Annotated in this window: 20 protein-coding genes; 1 reads left to right on the top strand and 19 read right to left on the bottom strand. The window is 28.2% G+C overall.

Going from position 1 to position 21,083, the window contains the following annotated elements; genetic code table 11:
- Positions 1-8: 8 nt before the first annotated feature.
- The 18 genes from gmd (NON08_RS12105) to NON08_RS12020 all read right to left on the bottom strand — a co-directional run bounded on the left by gmd (NON08_RS12105) (position 9) and on the right by NON08_RS12020 (position 18,166).
- Complete coding sequence (gene gmd / locus NON08_RS12105; protein ID WP_256691851.1) at positions 9-1,094, bottom strand: GDP-mannose 4,6-dehydratase; 1,086 nt, start codon at positions 1,092-1,094, stop codon at positions 9-11.
- Positions 1,091-2,131, bottom strand: coding sequence for a glycosyltransferase (locus NON08_RS12100; RefSeq protein WP_256691850.1), 1,041 nt, complete (start codon positions 2,129-2,131; stop codon positions 1,091-1,093). The genes gmd (NON08_RS12105) and NON08_RS12100 overlap by 4 nt, the downstream gene beginning before the upstream one ends.
- A 24-nt stretch (positions 2,132-2,155) precedes the next feature.
- Positions 2,156-3,202: a glycosyltransferase gene (locus NON08_RS12095; protein ID WP_256691849.1), complete on the bottom strand. Its 1,047-nt coding sequence runs from the start codon at positions 3,200-3,202 to the stop codon at positions 2,156-2,158.
- A gap of 340 nt (positions 3,203-3,542) precedes the next feature.
- Entirely contained in the window at positions 3,543-4,802 is a 1,260-nt protein-coding gene (locus NON08_RS12090) for an O-antigen polymerase (protein WP_413774057.1), read from the bottom strand.
- Between the two features lie 86 nt (positions 4,803-4,888).
- On the bottom strand, positions 4,889-5,980 hold the full coding sequence (locus NON08_RS12085; RefSeq protein WP_256691847.1) for a glycosyltransferase family 4 protein: 1,092 nt from the start codon (positions 5,978-5,980) through the stop codon (positions 4,889-4,891).
- Positions 5,981-5,982: 2 nt separating this feature from the next.
- Positions 5,983-6,921, bottom strand: a complete 939-nt coding sequence (fcl, locus tag NON08_RS12080; protein ID WP_256691846.1) for a GDP-L-fucose synthase — start codon at positions 6,919-6,921, stop codon at positions 5,983-5,985.
- A gap of 8 nt (positions 6,922-6,929) precedes the next feature.
- On the bottom strand, positions 6,930-8,018 hold the full coding sequence (gene gmd, locus NON08_RS12075; protein WP_256691845.1) for a GDP-mannose 4,6-dehydratase: 1,089 nt from the start codon (positions 8,016-8,018) through the stop codon (positions 6,930-6,932).
- An 11-nt stretch (positions 8,019-8,029) separates the two neighbouring features.
- A complete protein-coding gene (locus NON08_RS12070; protein ID WP_256691844.1) occupies positions 8,030-9,106 on the bottom strand; it encodes a mannose-1-phosphate guanylyltransferase in 1,077 nt (358 codons plus the stop codon).
- A 12-nt stretch (positions 9,107-9,118) separates the two neighbouring features.
- Positions 9,119-9,871: a glycosyltransferase family 2 protein gene (locus NON08_RS12065; RefSeq protein WP_256691843.1), complete on the bottom strand. Its 753-nt coding sequence runs from the start codon at positions 9,869-9,871 to the stop codon at positions 9,119-9,121.
- 2 nt (positions 9,872-9,873) lie between these two features.
- On the bottom strand, positions 9,874-11,124 hold the full coding sequence (locus tag NON08_RS12060; protein WP_256691842.1) for a sugar transferase: 1,251 nt from the start codon (positions 11,122-11,124) through the stop codon (positions 9,874-9,876).
- Between the two features lie 14 nt (positions 11,125-11,138).
- Entirely contained in the window at positions 11,139-12,215 is a 1,077-nt protein-coding gene (locus tag NON08_RS12055; protein ID WP_256691841.1) for an ABC transporter permease, read from the bottom strand.
- Complete coding sequence (locus NON08_RS12050) at positions 12,215-13,534, bottom strand: efflux RND transporter periplasmic adaptor subunit (protein ID WP_256691840.1); 1,320 nt, start codon at positions 13,532-13,534, stop codon at positions 12,215-12,217. Before NON08_RS12050 ends, NON08_RS12055 begins: the two co-directional genes overlap by 1 nt.
- A gap of 9 nt (positions 13,535-13,543) precedes the next feature.
- Positions 13,544-14,782: a TolC family protein gene (locus NON08_RS12045; RefSeq protein ID WP_256691839.1), complete on the bottom strand. Its 1,239-nt coding sequence runs from the start codon at positions 14,780-14,782 to the stop codon at positions 13,544-13,546.
- A complete protein-coding gene (locus tag NON08_RS12040; RefSeq protein WP_256691838.1) occupies positions 14,697-15,383 on the bottom strand; it encodes a tyrosine-protein phosphatase in 687 nt (228 codons plus the stop codon). The genes NON08_RS12045 and NON08_RS12040 overlap by 86 nt, the downstream gene beginning before the upstream one ends.
- Positions 15,377-16,207, bottom strand: a complete 831-nt coding sequence (locus NON08_RS12035; RefSeq protein WP_256691836.1) for a CpsD/CapB family tyrosine-protein kinase — start codon at positions 16,205-16,207, stop codon at positions 15,377-15,379. The genes NON08_RS12040 and NON08_RS12035 overlap by 7 nt, the downstream gene beginning before the upstream one ends.
- The gene (locus NON08_RS12030) at positions 16,197-16,940 is read right to left on the bottom strand and encodes a YveK family protein (protein WP_256691834.1); all 744 of its coding nucleotides are present in this window, start codon (positions 16,938-16,940) and stop codon (positions 16,197-16,199) included. The genes NON08_RS12035 and NON08_RS12030 overlap by 11 nt, the downstream gene beginning before the upstream one ends.
- Before the next feature lie 121 nt (positions 16,941-17,061).
- Positions 17,062-17,328: a hypothetical protein gene (locus NON08_RS12025; RefSeq protein WP_256691833.1), complete on the bottom strand. Its 267-nt coding sequence runs from the start codon at positions 17,326-17,328 to the stop codon at positions 17,062-17,064.
- Positions 17,329-17,341: 13 nt separating this feature from the next.
- Complete coding sequence (locus NON08_RS12020) at positions 17,342-18,166, bottom strand: hypothetical protein (protein WP_256691832.1); 825 nt, start codon at positions 18,164-18,166, stop codon at positions 17,342-17,344.
- 194 nt (positions 18,167-18,360) lie between these two features.
- Here NON08_RS12020 and NON08_RS12015 point away from each other — a divergent pair, with 194 nt between their 5' ends.
- Positions 18,361-19,767 (top strand): HTH domain-containing protein, encoded by a 1,407-nt coding sequence (locus NON08_RS12015; protein ID WP_256691831.1) that lies wholly within the window; start codon positions 18,361-18,363, stop codon positions 19,765-19,767.
- 54 nt (positions 19,768-19,821) lie between these two features.
- Here the strand turns inward: NON08_RS12015 and NON08_RS12010 are convergent, their stop codons facing one another.
- The gene (locus tag NON08_RS12010) at positions 19,822-21,078 is read right to left on the bottom strand and encodes a helix-turn-helix domain-containing protein (RefSeq protein WP_256691830.1); all 1,257 of its coding nucleotides are present in this window, start codon (positions 21,076-21,078) and stop codon (positions 19,822-19,824) included.
- Positions 21,079-21,083 lie beyond the last annotated feature (5 nt).

Genomic DNA, 21,083 nt, shown 5'->3' with positions numbered 1-21,083 from the left:
TTTTCCACCTATCTCTTTACTATCATTCTAGCATTGTGTTCTTTTTCTACAAACTCAAGATCATGTTTTACCATACCTCTTACTAAATCCTCAAATGATGTTTTTCTTGGATTCCATCCTAAAACTGTTCTTGCTTTTGTTGGATCTCCTAAAAGAGTTTCAACCTCTGAAGGTCTAAAGTATTGTGGGTCAACTTCAATTAAACACTCTCCTGTTAATTTATTGTATCCTTTTTCCTCTACTCCAATTCCTTTCCATTCTAATTCTATTCCTATCTCCTTAAAAGCATAGTTACAAAATTCTCTTACTGAATATTGTTCTCCTGTTGCAATAACAAAATCTTCTGGAGTATCATGTTGAAGTATCATCCACATACACTCTACATAATCTTTTGCATGTCCCCAATCTCTTAGTGCATCAAGATTTCCTAGATATAATCTCTTTTGATATCCTTTCGCTATTCTTGCAGCTGCTAAAGTTATCTTTCTAGTTACAAATGTTTCTCCTCTTCTCTCAGATTCATGATTGAAAAGAATTCCATTTACTGCAAACATTCCATAAGCTTCCCTATAATTTTTAGTTATCCAAAATCCATATTGTTTTGCTACTGCATATGGTGACGTCGGATAAAATGGCGTCGTTTCTTTTTGAGGAACTTCTTGTACCTTTCCAAATAGCTCAGATGTTGAAGCTTGATATATCTTACAAGCTTTTTCCATTCCTAAGAACCTTACTGCTTCTAAAACTCTTAAAGTTCCAACTGCATCTGCATCTGCTGTATACTCAGGTACTTCAAAAGATACTTTTACATGTGATTGAGCTGCTAAGTTATATATCTCTGTTGGCTTTATTTCTCTTATAAGTCTTGTTAAACTCATTGAATCTGTCATATCTCCATAATGTAATTTAATTTTTCTATCTTTATGCATATCTTCTATTAGTTCATCTATATACAAATGCTCTATTCTTTGAGTATTAAAAGATGATGCTCTTCTTATTATTCCATGTACATCATATCCCTTATCTAAAAGAAACTCTGCTAAATACGATCCATCTTGTCCTGTTATCCCTGTTATTAATGCAATGTTCTTCATTTATATTCCCCTTTTTCTAATTTACTATATATCTCTTCATAACTTCTTAAAAAATTTTCAACCGTTAATTTTTTATGATAGTCTGATGTAAAAAATTCATTTTTTTCTTTATTCAAAATCATTTTTTCAATAGTTTCTGCTAATGATTTAGGATTTTCACATTCAAAAGTTAATCCTAAATCATATTTTTCGGTTAAATCACCTATATTTAATCCTTTTGGTGTTATGCAAGGTATTTTATTTACAATTGCCTCAGTCATTGGTCCACTATTTCCACCAAATATTTTTCTATATGGCATAACCATAACATCTGTCAGCAATACGTTTTCCATAAATTCTTCGTCCGTTAAAAATCCATATTTTCCTCTTATATTTATTTTATTTTCTTTTGATTTTTGTACTATAAACTCTTTTTTAAAAGTTTCTTCTTTTCCAGCTATATTAAGTATAATTCTTTCTTTTAATTCACTATTTAAATACTTAAAAGATTCCAATAATATATCTAATCCTTTGTCATTTCTCGTTCCACCCAATGTTGTTAATACAATTTTATCTTCCAGTTTGAATTTTTTCTTTAATTTTTCTTTTGGTTCAATAATAGAATAGTCATAAAAACTAGGGTAATGTACTACTTCTACATTCTTAATTCCTATTTTCAATAATTTTTCTTTTAGTATTTCTGAATGAACAACTATTAAATCTATTTTTTTAGAAAAATTTTTTAATAAAATAATTTTAAGTTTTTCTTCAGGAACAAAATGTAAAGTTCCTAAAATAATTTTATTTATATTTAATGACGATAATGGAAAATATGTATAAATCATATCAAAATATAGCAAATGAAATATTTCATTGTCTTTTGACAGAAATTTTTTTATTAATTTTTTCCTATCAAAAATATAATTAAATATTCTCTTTTTATTTCCTTCTATTTTTATATCAATAAATAATTTTGATGTACTACTTATATTTAACAAATTTTCTAAATATATTTCATGGTGTCCATCTAAATTTGTTTCACATAAATTAATTTTCATAAGTTCTCATCCTTAGTTATTATTTTAATTCTTAATATCATAAGTTTTAATTTGATGCTCTTTTATCTTTTCAAAATCTAATTTTTCAATATTGAATTTTATTCTTAGATAATTTTTTAAATCTATAATTTTATTTATCTTTATTTCTAAATCATTATCCAACTCTATATTATATAAATATCCCTGCTCACCATTTTGAATAAGCTCAGTATGACACCCTACTTTATTACTTAATATCACAGGTAATCCATTATATAAAGCCTCTTCAACAACCAATCCCCATGGTTCAGATTTAGAAGGTAAAATAAAGACATCATTATTTTGATAAATTTTACTTAATTTCTCATTATCTATTTTTCCTAAAAATTTAATATTGTCTTCTGATAATTTCTTTAATTCTTCCTCCAAAGGTCCATATCCAACTATATTTAACTCTAAATTTGGCATAGTATTAAATACTTTTATAATTTGCTCAAGATTTTTTTCAGACGATAATCTTCCTACATATAAAAACTTTCTTACTTTTTTGATATTTCTTTGAATACTCACTTTTTTATAATTAAAAATACCGACTCCTTTCGTTTTCCTTACCTCACCCTTATATCCAACATTTCTTAGTAGATTATATTGAGATTCTCCTGAAGCAAATCCAAGAGAAATTCTTGAGACAAATATTTTTTTTAGTATCCCTTTTAAACCTTTATTTGTACTTTCAAACTCACTTGACTCAATAACAATAGCATTTTTTTTTTTTGAACTTAACAACCATGCCATCCAATTTTCTAAAGAATCCCAACCTCCTAATGCTATTTTTTTATAATTCATTCCATTTAAAATTTTAGCTAACTTAAAAGCATTTTTTTTACTATCTCTTTCTTCATAAACTCCATTATCTAAATAAGTATATTCAAATTTCTTTTCACCTTTAAAAAAATCTTCATTTCTATCTTTTGAATATTTCGAAATAAAAATTACAAAAATTTTTTGCTTTTTGATAATTTCATTATATAAATTTATTTTATAAAATGATGATAAATTTGTTAAAATTACTAAATCATATTTTTTTTGCATACTATTTTTTTATCCTTTCTATAAAGAAAATATTTTTTCTTTCAGTTTTTTATAATTCTTTTCAAAATATTGGTTTCTAGTGAAACCTTCTATTTTTAAGTTAAGTTTTAAGTATTTTATAAATTATGTAGTTTATTTTGATAATTAACAGAAGATAAGTAACCTAATTTTTGGAATCCTATTGATACTATACTGATCTTCTCATATTTAAATTACAATAGAGTATTTTATCAAATATTTTCTCTTAAAATCTAAACAATTTTTTGTAGTTAAGGGTGAATAATTTAAAAATTTTATCTTAAGTAGAATATCCTATCCTTAATTCACTATACTCATTTAACTATTTTATTATTAGTTTATATATAAAAACTACTGTAAAAAGAATTCCTGTAGTATAAGCAAAACTACTTAATAAATCTCCTCTTAATATAAAAAATAGCATCCCTAGAGATAGTAAATAAATTCCCTTTAAAATATTTGTTTGCCCTAATTTTTCCCAATAAACTTTATCAAATCTAGAATTTATAAAGGCCAATAATATAGTGAATATTATTATTCCCATATAACCAAAATTTATATATCCTTCCCCAAAATAATTCATTGATATATTATCAAAACCTAACCCTAATTCATTTGCTACATATGCACCACTTCCAATTGATTTTCCAGACCATAATTTCCTTGGAACAAAAAATAGAATTGATGTCTGCAACTGCTTCCCATTAGTTACAATATCATTACTTACAACTCTCAAAAAATTTTGATAAGAATCAAAATGTCCCTCTAAAAACATTTCAAATTTAAATCCAAATTTCAAGTTTTCTATTCCCGAAAAGCTTCTCATTTCATCTAATAAAGGAAATAAAAATAGCATTCCTATTATTAAGCTCTGATTTAAAATTAATTTTTTTTTATAAAAAGAAATGTATAATAATAATAGTGGAATATATACTGCTGCAACATAAAATCTAGCACTTGATGTCGGAAAATTAGTTAATAAAACTATTCCTAGTAAAACTACTTCTACAAATATTTTTTTTATTTTTTTTATTTTAAAAATAATTAAACAAGCTATCGGTAAAGGTTTTATAAATTGTCCTATTAATAACCATGTCATTTTTTCTACTTTTATTGTTTCTACTCCCTCTCCACCTCTTAATAATAAACTATATAAACTAAATTTATTAAAAAATAATAAAATTAGCAAACTCACAAAAGAAATAAATACTAAAATAAACGTTACTTTTATTCTACTTTTTAATTTTTTTGAAAAAAAATAAACTATACTTTTTTCTATTTTTAAATCTTTTATTTTATAAAAAAAATTATAAAAATAGATATAAAATAATAAAATAATAATTATAATAATATTCATCCAAATATATTCAATCTCATTTATTTTACTTCCATTCCAATATTTTACGTTTAAAGAAAATTCTATTGCAGGAGAAATTCCAAAAAAGAAAAATACAAATAAATAAAAAATTTTATTTAAACTATAATTATATTTATCTCCCAAATACATACCATATATAGAAATTAATATTATTATGAAATTTGTAACTAATACTATCTCATTATAGCTTTTATAATTTTGCAAAAAATAATTATTTAATACAAATAATACTATTCCAAAAAATGAAAATAGATTCAATATTTTTACTGTTTTATCTATAGTTTAACCTCCTATAAAACTATTTTTTCAATATTTTTTATAAATATTTCTTTTGTATTTTTTTCTCTCACCAGTCTATAATTCTCTCCAAAATACTTGACATCTGAAATATTTTTTATTCCGTTTAAAATATCTTCAACATCTCTATTTCTTATACTAATTCCGTTTATCTCATTTTTAAATATATCTTTTATTCCACCTATAGTCTCATCTGTTATTACAGCACATCCTGTTGCATAAGCTTCTAAAATTGATATTGGTTGTCCTTCGTTAGAATAGTAAGTTGGTAAAATAAAAATATAATTTTCTAGTAATAATTTTTTCTTTTGTTCTCCTCTTACTATTCCATGATATTTTATTTTTTTAGGATATTCTTTTAAGTATTCTTCAATCTTCTTTTTTATACTTGGTTCTATTGCTCCAGCTAAATTAAATTCTATTTCATCATCATTAAATTTCTCTGAAGCTTTTAATAAGTCCAATATTCCCTTCTCTTCCATAAGATTACTTAAATATAAAACTCTTTTTTTAGTATCTTTATTATATCTATCTATTTTTTCTTTTATCTCATCTTCTGTTGCAACAATATCATCTTGAACTCCATTTTCACAAACATATATTTTATCTTCAGGTATAATTCCTTCAAACATATTTTTTAAAGAATTTCCTAAAACTATAACTCCATTAACTTTTCTTAATAAAATATCTAAAATTTTTCTTTTAAAATTATTTTGTGAATTATACACTTCCCTAAAACACCCATTATGAATATGTAAAAACACTTTATTTTTTTTAAAAAATGAGCATATCATATAATGGAAAAATCTCATAAATCCTAAAAAAGTCCCTCCAGGTGTCATATAAACAATATCATAATTATTTTTTAGTATTTTTTTACATTCTGAAAATGAATTTTTTAAAGTTATTTTAATTTTATTGAAATCAAATTTACCTTGTTTTGTTTTATCAGTTAATTCTTTAAAAAAATTGGTATCAATATAATCAACTTCATAGTTTTCTTTTAGCCCATTCAAAACCATTTCATTTGCTATACTTTGACCTGTTATAGGGTTAGGAAATGGTCCTATTATAAGAATTTTCATAATTATTTTTTCACATCCTGCGTATTTAAAAACCACTCATAAACTTTTTCTATTCCTTCTTTAAGTTTAACTTTATGTTTAAATCCTGTTGAATTTAATCTTTCTACGTCAAGAAGTTTTCTTGGAGTTCCATCTGGTTTTGATAAATCATTGATTATTTCACCTTCATATCCAACTATTTCTTTAATTAGATTAGCTAATTCACCAATCTCAATATCTTCTCCAGTACCAAGATTTACATGTATCTCATCAGAATAATTTAGCATAAGATGGATTAAAGAATCTGCTAAATCATCCACATACATAAACTCTCTTCTTGGTTTTCCAGTTCCCCACATAACAACTTCTTTAGAGTTGTTTACTTTAGATTCATGAAACTTTCTAATAAGTGCTGGCATAACATGCGATGTTTCTAAATTAAAATTATCATTTATACCATATAAATTTGTTGGCATTGCTGATATAAAATCGCACCCATACTGTCTTCTATAAAACTTACATAATTCTATCCCTGTTATTTTTGCTATCGCATAAGCTTCATTTGTTTCTTCTAGAGAACCAGTTAATAAATATTCCTCTTTTATAGGTTGTTGTGCAAATTTAGGGTATATACAAGAGCTTCCTAAAAATAGTAGTTTTTTAACTTTATTTTTATAAGAAGAGTTTATAATATTTGTTTCTATCATCAAATTATCATAGATAAACTCTGCTGGATAACTGTTATTCGCATGAATTCCACCAACTTTTGCTGCTGCTAAAAACACATACTCTGGCTTTTCCTCTTTAAAGAATTTTTCAACAGCAGCTTGATTTCTTAAATCAAGCTCTGTTGAAGTTCTGTATATAATATTTGTATATCCATTTTCTTCTAATCTTCTTACTATTGCTGACCCTACCATGCCTCTATGACCAGCTATATATATTTTAGAACTTTTTTCCATTTTTCCACCTATCTCTTTACTATCATTCTAGCATTGTGTTCTTTTTCTACAAACTCAAGATCATGTTTTACCATACCTCTTACTAAATCCTCAAATGATGTTTTTCTTGGATTCCATCCTAAAACTGTTCTTGCTTTTGTTGGATCTCCTAAAAGAGTTTCAACCTCTGAAGGTCTAAAGTATTGTGGGTCAACTTCAATTAAACACTCTCCTGTTAATTTATTGTATCCTTTTTCCTCTACTCCAATTCCTTTCCATTCTAATTCTATTCCTATCTCCTTAAAAGCATAGTTACAAAATTCTCTTACTGAATATTGTTCTCCTGTTGCAATAACAAAATCTTCTGGAGTGTCATGTTGAAGTATCATCCACATACACTCTACATAATCTTTTGCATGTCCCCAATCTCTTAGTGCATCAAGATTTCCTAGATATAATCTCTTTTGATATCCTTTCGCTATTCTTGCAGCTGCTAAAGTTATCTTTCTAGTTACAAATGTTTCTCCTCTTCTCTCAGATTCATGATTGAAAAGAATTCCATTTACTGCAAACATTCCATAAGCTTCCCTATAATTTTTAGTTATCCAAAATCCATATTGTTTTGCTACTGCATATGGTGACGTCGGATAAAATGGCGTCGTTTCTTTTTGAGGAACTTCTTGTACCTTTCCAAATAGCTCAGATGTTGAAGCTTGATATATCTTACAAGCTTTTTCCATTCCTAAAAATCTTACAGCCTCTAAAACTCTTAAAGTTCCAACCGCATCTGCATCTGCTGTATACTCTGGTACTTCAAAAGATACCTTAACATGTGATTGTGCTGCTAAGTTATATATTTCTGTTGGTTGAATCTCTTTTATTATTCTTGTTAAACTCATAGAGTCTGTCATATCCCCATAGTGTAGCTTTATTTTTCTATCTTTATGCATATCTTCTATTAGTTCGTCAATATACAAATGTTCTATTCTTTGAGTGTTAAAAGATGATGCTCTTCTTATTATTCCGTGTACATCATATCCCTTATCTAAAAGAAGCTCTGCTAAATACGATCCATCCTGTCCTGTTATTCCAGTTATTAAAGCTATTTTTCTTTCCATTATATTCCCCTTTATTTTTGTATTATTTTTTTTATATCTTGTGTTCTAGATTTATCTGCTATTAATATATTATTACCATTTTTTACAACAACTAAATCTTTTACCCCTAATAATGATATTTTACTTCCGTCTCCAACAACTATATTATTTACAGCATCTAATTCTAAAACAGTTGTATTTCTAATTATATTTCCCGCTATATTTTTTGGAAAAACTTCATCTAAAGCATTAAAAGATCCTATATCATTCCAACCTATATCTACCGGTATTACTCTTATGTTTTTAGAAAACTCCATTAGCCCAAAATCTATAGAAATTTTTTCAAATTGTTTAAAATCACTTCTCACTAAATTGGTTAGTTCAAGTCCTGTTTTATTCTGTAACAATTTTTCTCTTATAGAATTAAAAATCTCTGTATGTTCCTCCATAAGAACATCAAAATTTTTAAAAATAGTTTCTATTGTAAATATAAACATCCCTGAATTCCAAAGATATTTTCCTGAAGCTACATAGTTTTCAGCTGTTTCTAAATTTGGTTTTTCACGAAATCTTTTAACTTTATAAACTTCATTTAAATCTATCTTTTCATCATTTTTTACCTCTATATATCCATATCCAGTTTCTGGTTTATCTGGTTTTATTCCTAACGTTACAATAACACTATTTTTTCTTGCTTCCTCTGCGCCCTTATTTATAACTTTTCTAAAAAGGTTTTCATCTTTAATTAAATGATCTGAAGCTAATACAACCACTTCAAGTTTTTCATCATTTTTCAATAATTTTTTTAATCTATTTTCAATTATCAATGATGAATATCCTATTGCTGCAGCTGTATCTTTAAAATCTGGCTCAATGATTATATTTTCCTCTGGAATATCTTTTAACTCTTTTTTTATTGCCATCTGTTGTAGTTCATTTGTTGCTATAAATATTTTATCAGCAGGGATTATAGGCAAGATTCTATCTACAGTTTCTCTTATCATAGTTTTATCTGAAAATATTTTTAAAAGTTGCTTTGGTTTTTCAGGTGTTGACAATGGCCAAAATCTTTCACCACTGCCTCCAGCCATAATTATTGCTGTTAACATATTTATCTCCTCTTAAATCATTTGTTTTAATTTTGTTATAAACCTTATATAATCAAATAAAAATGGTTTCGATAGGCTATTCTTACTCCAAGCTCTTGAGCACTCTTTAGCTATAGTTAATTTACTTTTAAATCCACCTGTGCTAACTCCACCAACTCTCATTTTTACCATTACTTCTTCTAGATAATCAACTTTTGGATTATTTTTTTCAAAGATTCTTAACATCAAATCAAAATCTGCTGCTATTTTATAATCTAGTGAAAAGTTTCCAACTTTATTATAAAATTCTTTTTTTATATATAAAGTTGGATGAGCTGGATGCCATCCTCTTCTAAATATTCCTTTTTTATAAACTCCAGATTTCCATTTTCTAACCACACTAGTTTTATCATTTTCTTTTATGAAATCTAAATCTCCATAAATTAAATCTGAATTCTTCTCTTTTATTTTATTTACAACTTTCTCTATTATTGTTTCATTACTTAAATAATCGTCTGAATTAATAAGCCCAATAATATCTCCTGAAGCTAAATTAATTCCTTTATTCATAGCATCGTAAATACCCTTATCCTTTTCAGATATCCACTTTAATCTACCATTAAAATTTTTTTCATATTTTTTAACTATATCTAAAGTATTATCTTTTGAACCACCATCGATTATTATATATTCTATATTCTTATACGTTTGAGATAAAACTGATTTTATTGTATCTTCTATATATTTATCACTATTATAACTCGCTGTTATTATAGAAACTTTCATCTCTACATCCCCTTCCCAAATAGTACTACTTTAACTGTTTTAAATAGTATTATTATATCTAATATAAAATTTTGATGTTTTATGTAATAAATATCATATTCTAACTTTTTTTTAGCGTCTTCTAAACTTGCTCCATATGGATACATAACTTGTGCCCACCCTGTAAGTCCTGGTTTTACTGCATATCGTACCTTATACATATTTATCTTTTTTTCATACTCTCTTCCAAGTTCATTCCACTCTGGCCTTGGTCCTACAAAGCTCATGTCACCTTTTAATACATTAAATATCTGTGGCAACTCATCCAACCTTGTTTTTCTTATAAATTTTCCAACTGGAGTAATCCTATCATCTTTTTTGCTAGCATACTTTGAATGTTCACTTGGATCATGTAATCTCATAGATCTAAATTTAACTATCTCAAATTCTTTTCCTCCAGCTCCAATACGCTTTTGCCTAAAAAATGCTGGATTATTAAAGAAATTTTTTGGATTATCAAATTTTACAAGAAAGTATGTAAAAATCATAAATGGAGCTCCAATTATAAGAATCACTAGTGACATCGATATATCTAAAATTCTTTTTATTCTTTGCTCAAAGCTAGAACTTAAAACTTCAAATCCTCTTGCCTTTATAACCCAATCTTTAGATAAGCTATCAATATCTATTTTTCCCTCAACTTCTTGTAAAAATGCCATAGAATCCTTTACTTTAACTCCAGACATTTTCAAATTATAAATCTCATTTATAGCTTGATTTGTTATTTCTATGGGATAGATTACTTCACTTGCGTTCATACTTTTAATTTTCCCTATTTCATCTAGATTAACGCATCCTTTATATGATAGTTTTTCATTTTTTCTAATTATATTTTCTAACTTGTCATCTAATCTATCTGTAAGTAATACAACTCTTTCAGTTGAACTAAATATGATATTATAAAGCCATTTAATTAGATTTTGAACAATAGTGAAAAATACCCAACCAAAGATTAAGCTAGTATCTTTATAGTAAGCTATTAAAATATAGAAAATAAGACCATTTATAGCTGCTGATATAATAAACTCTCTGTATCTATACTTTTTATTGAAAGAAAATGTATCAAAAATATAGTAGGAAAAAAGCATAATTGGAAATAATGAATAAAATATTAGTTCTCCACTTAATTGAAAACTTTGTCTCATAATTTCAAGTAGAAAAAATAGTGTTATTGTATATATTATTCTTCCTCTTATATTCTGACTATGTTTCATAGCCAATCCCTCCCTTAAATTTTCAGCGCCTCTACTATCTCTAGCTCTCCTGCTGCTTTAGCAGGAAAAACTCCAAAGAGTAGTCCAACACCCATAGTAAGAATCATAGCTCCTACCATCTTTATAAAGTTAAAATATGGTGGTATTTTTAGTATATTTCCAGCTAAGTACGACATCACCACTCCAATAACAACTCCTGTAAGAGTACCTAAAGTTATAACCACTGCTGCCTCTATTAAAAATATCTCCATCAATTTTTTTTTATCCATTCCCACTGTTCGTAGTATCCCTATATATGAACTTCGCTCTCTCACTGCTGCAGCTATTAAATTTAAAATTCCAGCTCCACCAACAACTAACGAAATAAAAGAGAGGATAAAAAGTCCTTTTCCTACAAAACTTTTTATCCTCTCCACTTTTTTATAGATGTCTGGCATTTCTAAAACCCGTACCTGATCGTACCCAAACCGAGACCTATTCAGCTCTCGAAGTATAACTGGTATATATTCCACCCCATCCTCATCTTGTGGAAAGGAGATCACTAAGCTTTTATAGGTTCTCCTTCCAAAGATTCTTTCAAAAGTTTCATCACTTACAATGACCCTATCTCCCATTTTCATAGTTTCAAACGGACTCTCCTCTTGATACAAATCCCTAATTGTAAATTTCCTTTTTCCCAACTCAGTTTGTAGCTCTACTTCTGCCCCCACTTCTGTATCTAAAAACTGTGTCTTATCTAAAATTACCTCTCCCTCTTTTAACCTTGGAAGATTCATAGCTTTTAAAGCTTTTTTTGTGTAACTTCTATATAATGTATTTTCTACTAATCTTCTTGCCTCTGGAAAAACTGCATATTCCACAAAAGGCAATCTCTCAACTAGCTCTAAATCTTTAGAACTTATAGAGTCTGCTCCAATAAGAATTCTATTGTTTCCTATGGCAGATAAATCTCTATCTATAATATTTTTTGCTCCATCTCCAAGAGATAGTGTCATAACCAAAGCCATTGCTCCAACTATAACTGCCACAAGTGGAAATAAAGCTCTTTCAATATTTCCCCGAAGGAATCTAAATGCCATCCAAAATCTCATTAAATCACAGCCTTTACTCTTTCACCGTTACTAACTTTAAATGGATTTATTACAACCTCTGTTCCCAGTGGCAGATTAAGCACTTCATAATCTGTAGAAGTTTTTGCACCAATTTTTACCTCTGTTTTTCTAACTTTGCCTTCGTCAACTATATAGACATAGTTCTTATCTCCCTCCTCTATTACAGAAAAAGATGAAACAGTTGCAACACTTCTTGTAGAATCATTAGTTATCTCTACATCAGTTATAAATCCAGGTTTTAAGTCATTAGTTTCTGAAACCTTTACTTCAACCTCTATAACTTTATCATTTTTTCCACCTAAAACACTTTCACGAGCTACACTAGAAACTCTAGATACAACTCCTTCATACATTAAATCTCCACCAGATGATGAACTACGTATAATTGCTTTTTGTTTTGGTGAAACACTACTAGCTTGATACATTGGTACTTCAACTTTTACTGTACTCTCTCCTTTTGGAGATATAGCAAGTAATCTTTGTCCACCTAACATATTACTTCCCTCTACCACATCTATTGCTGTAATAACTCCAGCTATTGGTGCTTCAAGAGGTTTTCTTAACTGCTCTGCACGACGAGTTAAAATATCATAATTTAGTTGTAGCTTCTCTAAACTTGATTTTAGTTTAGCTTCTTCAATCTGTAGTTCTCTAGTTAAACTTTCAAAACTTACAGCTGAAAGTTCAAACTTTTGTCTATTCAGCTCTAAATCAGTTCTTAAATCCTCAAGCTCTACCATTTTTTTATCAGCTTCTGTTGCAGCCTTATTAGCTTCTGTACTAGAAACTCCATCTGCAGCTAAAAGTTTTTTATAAGCCTCTGCTTTTTCCTTTAAAGTTCTAGCCTCTGCTGTTAATACTGGAAGCCTTCTTTCATCTCCCTTTATTTTCTCCTCTAAGTTTCTCATCTCAAGTTTTCTATTATCTAATTCTAACTTCAATGATCCACCATCTAAATCAGCTATTCTAAGTTTTACATCTTTTATATCAAGCTCATTTATTTTTAACTCTTTATCATTTTCAATTATACTCTTAGTACTAAAAGTCATAAGTCTATCTCCAGGTTCAACCTCTTGTCCCACACGAGCTATTATTGACTCAACTAAAACAGGTGCTTCTACATACACAGGTACAACCTCTCCTGGTGCAACAACTCCTGCATAAAGTATTGAGCTAGAAAGGCTACCTATCTCTATCTTAGAAACTTTTACCTCTTTCCCACTCACCTTATTAATGGCAAGGTATCCTCCAAGAGCTAGCACTGCAACTACAGCACCAATCATTATCTTTTTATTCATACCTCTCCCCTACTTATACAGATTCTCATACTCTATCACTGCTAAAACAAGTGATCTTTGAAGTTTGTAGTAATCCTCTTCAGCACTTTTTAATTTATTTACTGAATTTAGATAATCAAATGTTGTCACAAGCTCATTGTCATATCTCAAGTTATCAATTTTTAAGTTTTCTCTCAGTAGTTCAACTCTTTTCTTTTGAGCTTCACTTTGACCAGCTAAGGATTCTATCTCTCCAAGCTTATTTCTCATATCTAACTTTATTCCTTGAATATTGTTATCATACTTAATCTTAGCTTGATCTAATCTGTATTCACTTTGGTCTACAGAATCTAGTGTTGCTCCCCAAGCGAAAGTATACCTAATACCAACTTCTACTCTACCTTCATTTACAGTTTCATATTTATGTGTATTTAAATTTTCCTCTTTAAATTTATGAGAAGGTTTTACATAAAGTACTGGATACAGATCAGCTTTTGCAATTTTCAGATCATACTCTGCTAAATCTACCATTAAACTCTGAGTCTTACCTAAAGTTGTATTTTTAGGATCTTCAACTTTTTTAATATCTCCCAAAGATTTTAAATAGTCCATTGCATTAAACTCAGACAATGTAATCTCTTTATCTAAATCATATCCTAAAAGTTGCATCAATGTCTCTTTAGCTGCTCTCTCTTTTTGAATATTTTCATAATTTAATGCTCTATTATTTTCTAAATCTGCCTCAACTTTTAAAACTTCTGACTTTGCTATCATTTTATTCTCTTTGTATAAACCATCAAGTCTGTTTCTTTGTTTTTGTAGGGCTGCAATTGTTAAATCTGTTACCTCTTTTTGCTTTCTGTAGTTTAATGTGGAAAAATATGCATTTACAGCATTTTCTTGCCATGAATAAACAGCTAATTTTTGTTCCTCTTTAGCTAATTCCAATTCGCTTTTTGATTTTTTATATGTATTTACTATCTTTCCACCTTGAAAAATAGGAATTACTGCTTCTATCTTTTCAAATCCAAACCCCTCTTTTTTAGCTGTTTCCCAGTCATTTTCACTTTCTATTGTTACAGGTGGTAGAATAAGATTTCTAAAGGCCTTTTTCTTCCCTTTCTCCTTTATCTTTACATCTAACTCTTTAACTCTAACCTCAGGATTAGCAACTTTAACTCTTTCAAGAATGGCTTCTAAGCCAAGGTCTTCTGAATATGCTCCTAAAGAAAGTATTAAAAATCCCGTCAGTAGATTTTGTTTTCTCATTTTTCTTCCCCTCCTTTTTAATTTCCTTATAGCTCCTTTTCTCTGTTCCATGGGCATCACTACCTAAGTAATCAATATATCCCTCATTTAATAACCTAACTATATACTTTGGTTTATCTCCACACATATTCACTTGAAGTTTTACTCCAAGTTTTTTCAACTCCACTAAGTCACTTCCCCTAAAATGACTATATCTTTCCACATGAGCTAAAATAGGTGTAAACCCTTTTTCTAAAACTTTTTTCAAAAGATGCTTTCCCACATTTGGTGGTGTTAATGGAGAAAACTCAACTAAAAGAAGATTATCTTTTATTGTATTAAACTCTCCTTTTTCTAAGACTAAATCTATCTTCTCATCTAAGTAAACTTCATTCCCTTTATGAAGTTTAACTTTTAGATTTAACTCTTCACATCTTTTTTTTAAAATTTCATAATTTTTATCATAATTAATATTACAAAATCTTCCCTTGTTATAGTGAGCTGTGAGATAAAACTCATTAAATCCAACTTCTATAGCATCCCTGATCATCTCAATAGATTCCTCTAATGTCTTTGGTCCATCGTCAACTCCAAATAGTAGATGAGTGTGGATATCTACCATCTTTTCCCCTTTTGGTCCCCACTTAGCTGTCTCTTGTAATCTCTTTTTAGTTTTTCAATAAATCCCTTAAACCCTTTTTGAGGTCTGTATGCTCTAGCAAGAGCCTCTCCCTCTTCTGTGTAATAATCCTTATAATATGAGTAGTTATTGTTGTAATATCCATAGTTTCCATAAGATAATCCATTCTTATCAACTTTGTTTACAACAAAACCATATATATTAGCTTTGGCATTATTTAACATAGTTTTTCCAAACTCCAACTCTCTTTTTGCAACTTGATCATATGCCACAACATACACAACTCCATCACAATATTTTGAAAGTATTGCTGCATCACTTGCTATTATAAGTGGTGGTGTATCTAATATAACTGTGTTGTATTTTTCTTTTAACTCATCTAAGAGAGATCTCATTTTATCTCCCAAAAAAAGTTCTGTTACATTGTGAGCCACATTTCTTGTGGGAAGAATATCTAAATTTTTCTCCACATCTCTTAAAATTACGTCTTCAACTTTCGCTTCACCAGAAAGAACAGATTCTAATCCTTTATCAAAAGATACTCCAAAACTCTCATGAGCTCTAGGTCTTCTAATATCACAATCTATTAGTAAAACTTTTTTCCCAGTAATTGCGATACTCATTGCATAGTTAGAAGCTATAACACTTTTCCCCTCTTTTGGCACTGTACTTGTAACTAATATTGTACGAGCTAACTCTTTTTCATTTAAGAAATGGAGATTTGTTCTAATAACTCTAAGAGCTTCATTCATCTCATGATTATCAGCATCTTTAAAAAATATCTGTCTTTTAGTTCTATTTTCCATCCTTACCTCCATCAACTAGAGAAAGATTGAAATCTGGAACCATTCCAAGCATTGACGTTCCTAAAATTTTCTCTATATCCTTTGGTTTACGCAACTTACAGAAGAAGAACTCAACTATAAAAGCTGTCATACATCCCACCATAATAGATAGCACAAAAGATATTGCAATTATTAAAACTCTCCTTTTAGGCAATGCTTCTCTAGGAACCTCTGCTGATTCAACAACTTTTATATTTTGAAAGTTCATAACCTCACGAACTTTTAACATAAACTCATTTCCAATCTCATTTACTACAGCTGCTGCAAGTGCTGGATCTCCATTTTTATATGTCAACTGTAATAACTCTGTATCTTCAACTGGTGATATTGTCACATTATTTTGTAATCCTTTTAAACTTGTTTCTAAATCATATTTTTTTATAACACTTTTTAAGATTGTATTGCTTTTAGCTATCTCTGCATAAGTTGTTGCTAGCTTTTGATTTACTGATAACTCTCCTCCATCTAGGGAGCTGGCACTAAAATTTCTTCCACTTGATACCATCATAGTCATCTCAGCTTTATAAACTGTTGGTCTAGTCATTGCAAAGAAAACTCCTGCAGCAAATATAGGTATTGCAATAAGTGTTATCAATTTCCATCTTCTAAGAAGTGTAAAAACAAGATCCATCAGATCTAATTCCTCTTCATCTTCATAGAAGTCATCTTCGTAAAAATCCTCTTTTCTCCTCATCCTTCTCCCCATATTCAAATATTTTTCATAAAAAAAAGCTGCTCTCTGAACAGCTTTTCTCACTTCTTAATTATTAATAATTATTTTTGTGTTGCTTTCAGTGTTACTCAATTTTTTATTTTTATTTATAGCTGTATGGTGTATTTTGTAAATGTGTTAAGCTTATTGCGCTTGCATGTGCTGATGCGTGTGCTACTGTTGTCGAACTCATTTGATTCTCCTCTTCATCTTGAGAATCTTTCATTCCAAAAGCTACTAAAAACGAATCACTTTTTGAAAGTGTTACTGCTGGAGTTTCTTGTTCTGCTGCCCCTTCCTCTGGTTCAACTGCCATTGCTAAACTGCTTACTAATAGAAGTGACATTATTGTCAATAGAATCTTTTTCATCATTACCTCCCATTTAAAATACATATGCTGCAGCTAAAGATCCAATTGCTGCTACTTTATCATTTGATCCTTGCTCATTTATATTTGTAGCTCCTAAAGTAAGTGAAATCGGATAGTCTGGGAATGGTACCACACTAACTCCTGCTGTTAATATATTACTTGTGTAGTCTACTATTACACTTAGTTGAGGATGTAAATACATTGCCACTGCACCAAATCCATCAACTTTATCTTTTCTATCATTTTCTCTATTTATATCTGCATATGAGTTATTTCCAAATCCAGCTGTAATAGCTACAGGTAGAAATTCATTTGCCCATAATTTTGTAACTGCTGTATAAAAACTTGGATCTTGATAATCTCCATCAAGTCCATTAGCATGCCATAAATCAAGTCCTGTCATCCCCACTGACCAACCAAATCCATACTCTTTAAAGTGGTGTCCAACGTTTAGGTTTAGATTTCCTCTATTGAAAGATCCTCCATCTCTTGGATCAATACTTCCAATTCCTAAAGAAAAAGCTCCTCCTATTTTATCTGCATCTCCGAATCCCATTCCAAGAGCTAATGCTCCATCTGTATTATCCCTATCTCTTCTTCCAGAAATACCTGCAAAAGCTACACCATATGATGAAACTAATCCAGAAGGTGCTCCTAAAGAAAAGCTTGGTAGTGTTGCCATCTCATGAAAATTCTGTGCTAAATACATTAATGGTTTATCATTTGTTATCTCTTTTTTTGCAAAAGTTGCTACACCCTCTCCAGTAACAGTTGATAAATCAGACGCATAAAGTGCTGAACCTAATAATATCGTGCCCACCAAAACTTTTTTCATCATATTTTCCCCTCCATATTTTTTCATTAATATGAAAATATTTTTTTTGTCTAAATGTAGTATACTAGATAACTTCCACTTTTTTCTACTTGAAATTTTTTTATTTTTCTGTAAATATTTTTCAAAAGCGTTTGACTTCTGAACTTTTTTATTTTATAATGAACTGGCATTTTAAATGTTTATAAGGGGGACTGACTATGTCTGTAGCAATTTATTCTAGACACTTAAGAATACTTCGCCTTTTAAATTTCACAAAGGGAGAAAATCTAGAGTTTATACAATCGTTTTTTAAAATTTCAAAAGCTAATTTAAATCTAATTATTAGAGATATTCATGATTCAGTGCCAAATATTTCTAATAGTAAAAAAATAGATTTAATTATTAAAGAAATTTTGAATCATGAAAATATCTTTGAAATTTTAAAGAGTAATCAAATTATTTCAAAGGATGAAAGAGTTTTTTTTCTAATTCTAAAAATTCTTATTAAGGGAAATCTGAATTTAGAAAGTCTTTCTAAAAAATTAGAAGTTTCTAGACGTACATTAAACGGTGATCTAGTAGATATTAAAAAGGATTTGGAAAATTTTGATCTTATTATTGAGAGTCATACAGGAAAAGGTGTATTTTTAACAGGGGATAATATTAATGTAAAACGGGCACTTTCGTGCTACATCTATAAATTTTTAGTTGAAGAACCATATCTTCCACAGATTTTTTTAGATTATTTTTCATATCTATTTCATGATAACGAAGTAGATATTTTATTAAAAAAAGATATTGAAAACTTTTTAAGTTATTGTCATATGGATAATTTCTTTTGCAATAGAGAACTTTTAAAATCTTTTTATATAAGTTTTAAATATTTAGATGACAAAGGTGAGAATGATAAAAACAGTTTAGGAAACTCTTTAAAAGATTTTTCTGTTTTTAAATTTTATTTTTCTAAAATCTTTTCAAATGAAGATTTAGAAAAGTTTTATGAATTTTTCCACGATTCACTTTTTAAAAATATTGATTTTAATGAAATCCCATATTTTTTAAATATTTTAAGAATATGTACAGGTAATTTCCCAGAGGAGTCTATATATTTTTATGAGCATTTAGAAGTTTGGAATGAAATCATAAAAAAAACTTTTAATAAAGAGATTTCTCCTAAAGAGGCTGAGATTCTAAAAAAAATTATTTTAAGAGTTGGAGTTTCTAGTAAACAGAAACACTATCTTTCTATACAGGAGCTATATTTTTTAAATCTTCATATTGATCAAGAAACAGTTGAAAAATGCATTGCTCTTTTCACTAATTTCCGTGAACACTATTGGAATATCTCATTTAACGATGTTATATCTATATATTTTCTTCTAAACAGTGTGAAAAGTGAAAAGAAAGAGATTGTAATTTTATATAGAGATATCCCAAAATATATGGTAGAAAATCTTAAAGATAAAATTGAACATCAGTATAATGTAACTATAAAAGATTTTGTAAATATACATTTCTTTGATACTTTTAAAAAAAATAACTCTATAAAAACCTTAGGAGTTTTTACAGAGTTACCTATTGATACTGAAAAATATGAAATTTTAAATCTTAATTTGAATATTTAATTTCTAATATATTTAAGCACAGCAGGAGTGTTATATCTCCTGCTGTTTAATTTGTTACAAGTCTTTTTTTATAACTTTACCATAGACTTTTAATAGTTCCTTTATTAATCTCTCTTTATCTACTTTTTCACTATTTTTCTCAACAATATCTAATATAGTTTTTAAGCTTATAACTTTATTTTTTTCTCTATCTATAGATGCTTTAACCTCTTTAGAGATATACATTATCTCATTTTCTGTAAGTTTTTCAGGAAGATACTTCTCCTCTTTAGAATAGTTTAAAACAAGATTAAAAATCTCATCTTTCTCTCCGCTCTCCTTAATACTAAAGTTATTTTTCAATCTATATATAGCTGGTATTAAATATCCCATAAGTTTAGAAGAGAGCTCTTTGTAATCTAAATATTGTTTTAATATTTTTTTCAAAGTTATCATTAACCCATCTAAATATTTCTCAATACTTTCCTTTAACTCCCCTATATTTTCAGTTACTCCACCACTTATAAAATACTCGGTTATATGAACTAACTCATAACTTAGCTCTTTATTAAAATAATCTCTTAAACTATTTTTTACTATCTCATAATGAGGGGTGTTTACTAAAAATTTATAGTTTATTTTTCTATCTATAATATGATTTTCTTTAACTCTTTCTAGAGAAACATATAAAAATATCTCCATAAGTTTTATAAAGTCATCTTTAAATTCAACACTTGATTTTTTTTCTATCTCTAAAATAATCTTCCTCAAACTTTTTAAAGTATCCACCTCTATATTTTGGAAAATATACTCTTTATCTAAAAATGTTATCTCTAAATCTATATACTCTAAATATTTTAAAGCTTTTAGATGCCTTAATTTTTTCTCATTTCCAACTATAGAAAATCTATTTTTTTCAGACTCTAACTTTAAACTATATTTTTTTAAAATACCATTTAAAAACTCTATATCTTTCTTTAAGGTAGCTCTTGTTATCTCAAGCTTTTTTTCTATAAAACTTAACCTTACATCTTTCACAAATAAAAAAGTCATAAGTATAAACTCTGCCCTCTCCTCTTGCTCTAAAGTATAGTAGTTTTTATAGATCTCTTTATAAAAATATTTGATCTCATTTTCATTTAAATTTATCAAAAGTCTTTTTTTATCCTTTTCAATCTCATTTTTTAAAATCTTTTTTAAATAAAAATTTAGATTATCAATTATATATCTTAGATTCCTTTCACTTGTTTTCATTTGAAAAAGAATCTCATCCACTGTTTTACCAGAATTTATAAGTTTTAAAACCTCTAACTCTTTTCTTTTTAAACTCATCACAT

Origin of the sequence: Cetobacterium sp. NK01 (genome assembly GCF_024506395.1) — a bacterium.
GTDB lineage: Bacteria > Fusobacteriota > Fusobacteriia > Fusobacteriales > Fusobacteriaceae > Cetobacterium_A > Cetobacterium_A somerae_A.
Note: the sequence above shows the minus strand (reverse complement) of the source record. Positions and strands in the feature narration are given on the sequence as shown.

Excerpts from the sequence above, each read along its gene's own strand:
- gmd (WP_256691851.1), bottom strand. The coding sequence starts at position 1,094 with ATGAAGAACATTGCATTAATAACAGGGATAACAGGACAAGATGGATCG.
- NON08_RS12100 (WP_256691850.1), bottom strand. The coding sequence starts at position 2,131 with ATGAAAATTAATTTATGTGAAACAAATTTAGATGGACACCATGAAATA.
- NON08_RS12095 (WP_256691849.1), bottom strand. The coding sequence starts at position 3,202 with ATGCAAAAAAAATATGATTTAGTAATTTTAACAAATTTATCATCATTT.
- NON08_RS12085 (WP_256691847.1), bottom strand. The coding sequence starts at position 5,980 with ATGAAAATTCTTATAATAGGACCATTTCCTAACCCTATAACAGGTCAA.
- fcl (WP_256691846.1), bottom strand. The coding sequence starts at position 6,921 with ATGGAAAAAAGTTCTAAAATATATATAGCTGGTCATAGAGGCATGGTA.
- gmd (WP_256691845.1), bottom strand. The coding sequence starts at position 8,018 with ATGGAAAGAAAAATAGCTTTAATAACTGGAATAACAGGACAGGATGGA.
- NON08_RS12070 (WP_256691844.1), bottom strand. The coding sequence starts at position 9,106 with ATGTTAACAGCAATAATTATGGCTGGAGGCAGTGGTGAAAGATTTTGG.
- NON08_RS12065 (WP_256691843.1), bottom strand. The coding sequence starts at position 9,871 with ATGAAAGTTTCTATAATAACAGCGAGTTATAATAGTGATAAATATATA.
- NON08_RS12060 (WP_256691842.1), bottom strand. The coding sequence starts at position 11,124 with ATGAAACATAGTCAGAATATAAGAGGAAGAATAATATATACAATAACA.
- NON08_RS12055 (WP_256691841.1), bottom strand. The coding sequence starts at position 12,215 with ATGAGATTTTGGATGGCATTTAGATTCCTTCGGGGAAATATTGAAAGA.
- NON08_RS12050 (WP_256691840.1), bottom strand. The coding sequence starts at position 13,534 with ATGAATAAAAAGATAATGATTGGTGCTGTAGTTGCAGTGCTAGCTCTT.
- NON08_RS12045 (WP_256691839.1), bottom strand. The coding sequence starts at position 14,782 with ATGAGAAAACAAAATCTACTGACGGGATTTTTAATACTTTCTTTAGGA.
- NON08_RS12040 (WP_256691838.1), bottom strand. The coding sequence starts at position 15,383 with ATGGTAGATATCCACACTCATCTACTATTTGGAGTTGACGATGGACCA.
- NON08_RS12035 (WP_256691836.1), bottom strand. The coding sequence starts at position 16,207 with ATGGAAAATAGAACTAAAAGACAGATATTTTTTAAAGATGCTGATAAT.
- NON08_RS12030 (WP_256691834.1), bottom strand. The coding sequence starts at position 16,940 with ATGAGGAGAAAAGAGGATTTTTACGAAGATGACTTCTATGAAGATGAA.
- NON08_RS12025 (WP_256691833.1), bottom strand. The coding sequence starts at position 17,328 with ATGAAAAAGATTCTATTGACAATAATGTCACTTCTATTAGTAAGCAGT.
- NON08_RS12020 (WP_256691832.1), bottom strand. The coding sequence starts at position 18,166 with ATGATGAAAAAAGTTTTGGTGGGCACGATATTATTAGGTTCAGCACTT.
- NON08_RS12015 (WP_256691831.1), top strand. The coding sequence starts at position 18,361 with ATGTCTGTAGCAATTTATTCTAGACACTTAAGAATACTTCGCCTTTTA.
- NON08_RS12010 (WP_256691830.1), bottom strand. The coding sequence starts at position 21,078 with ATGAGTTTAAAAAGAAAAGAGTTAGAGGTTTTAAAACTTATAAATTCT.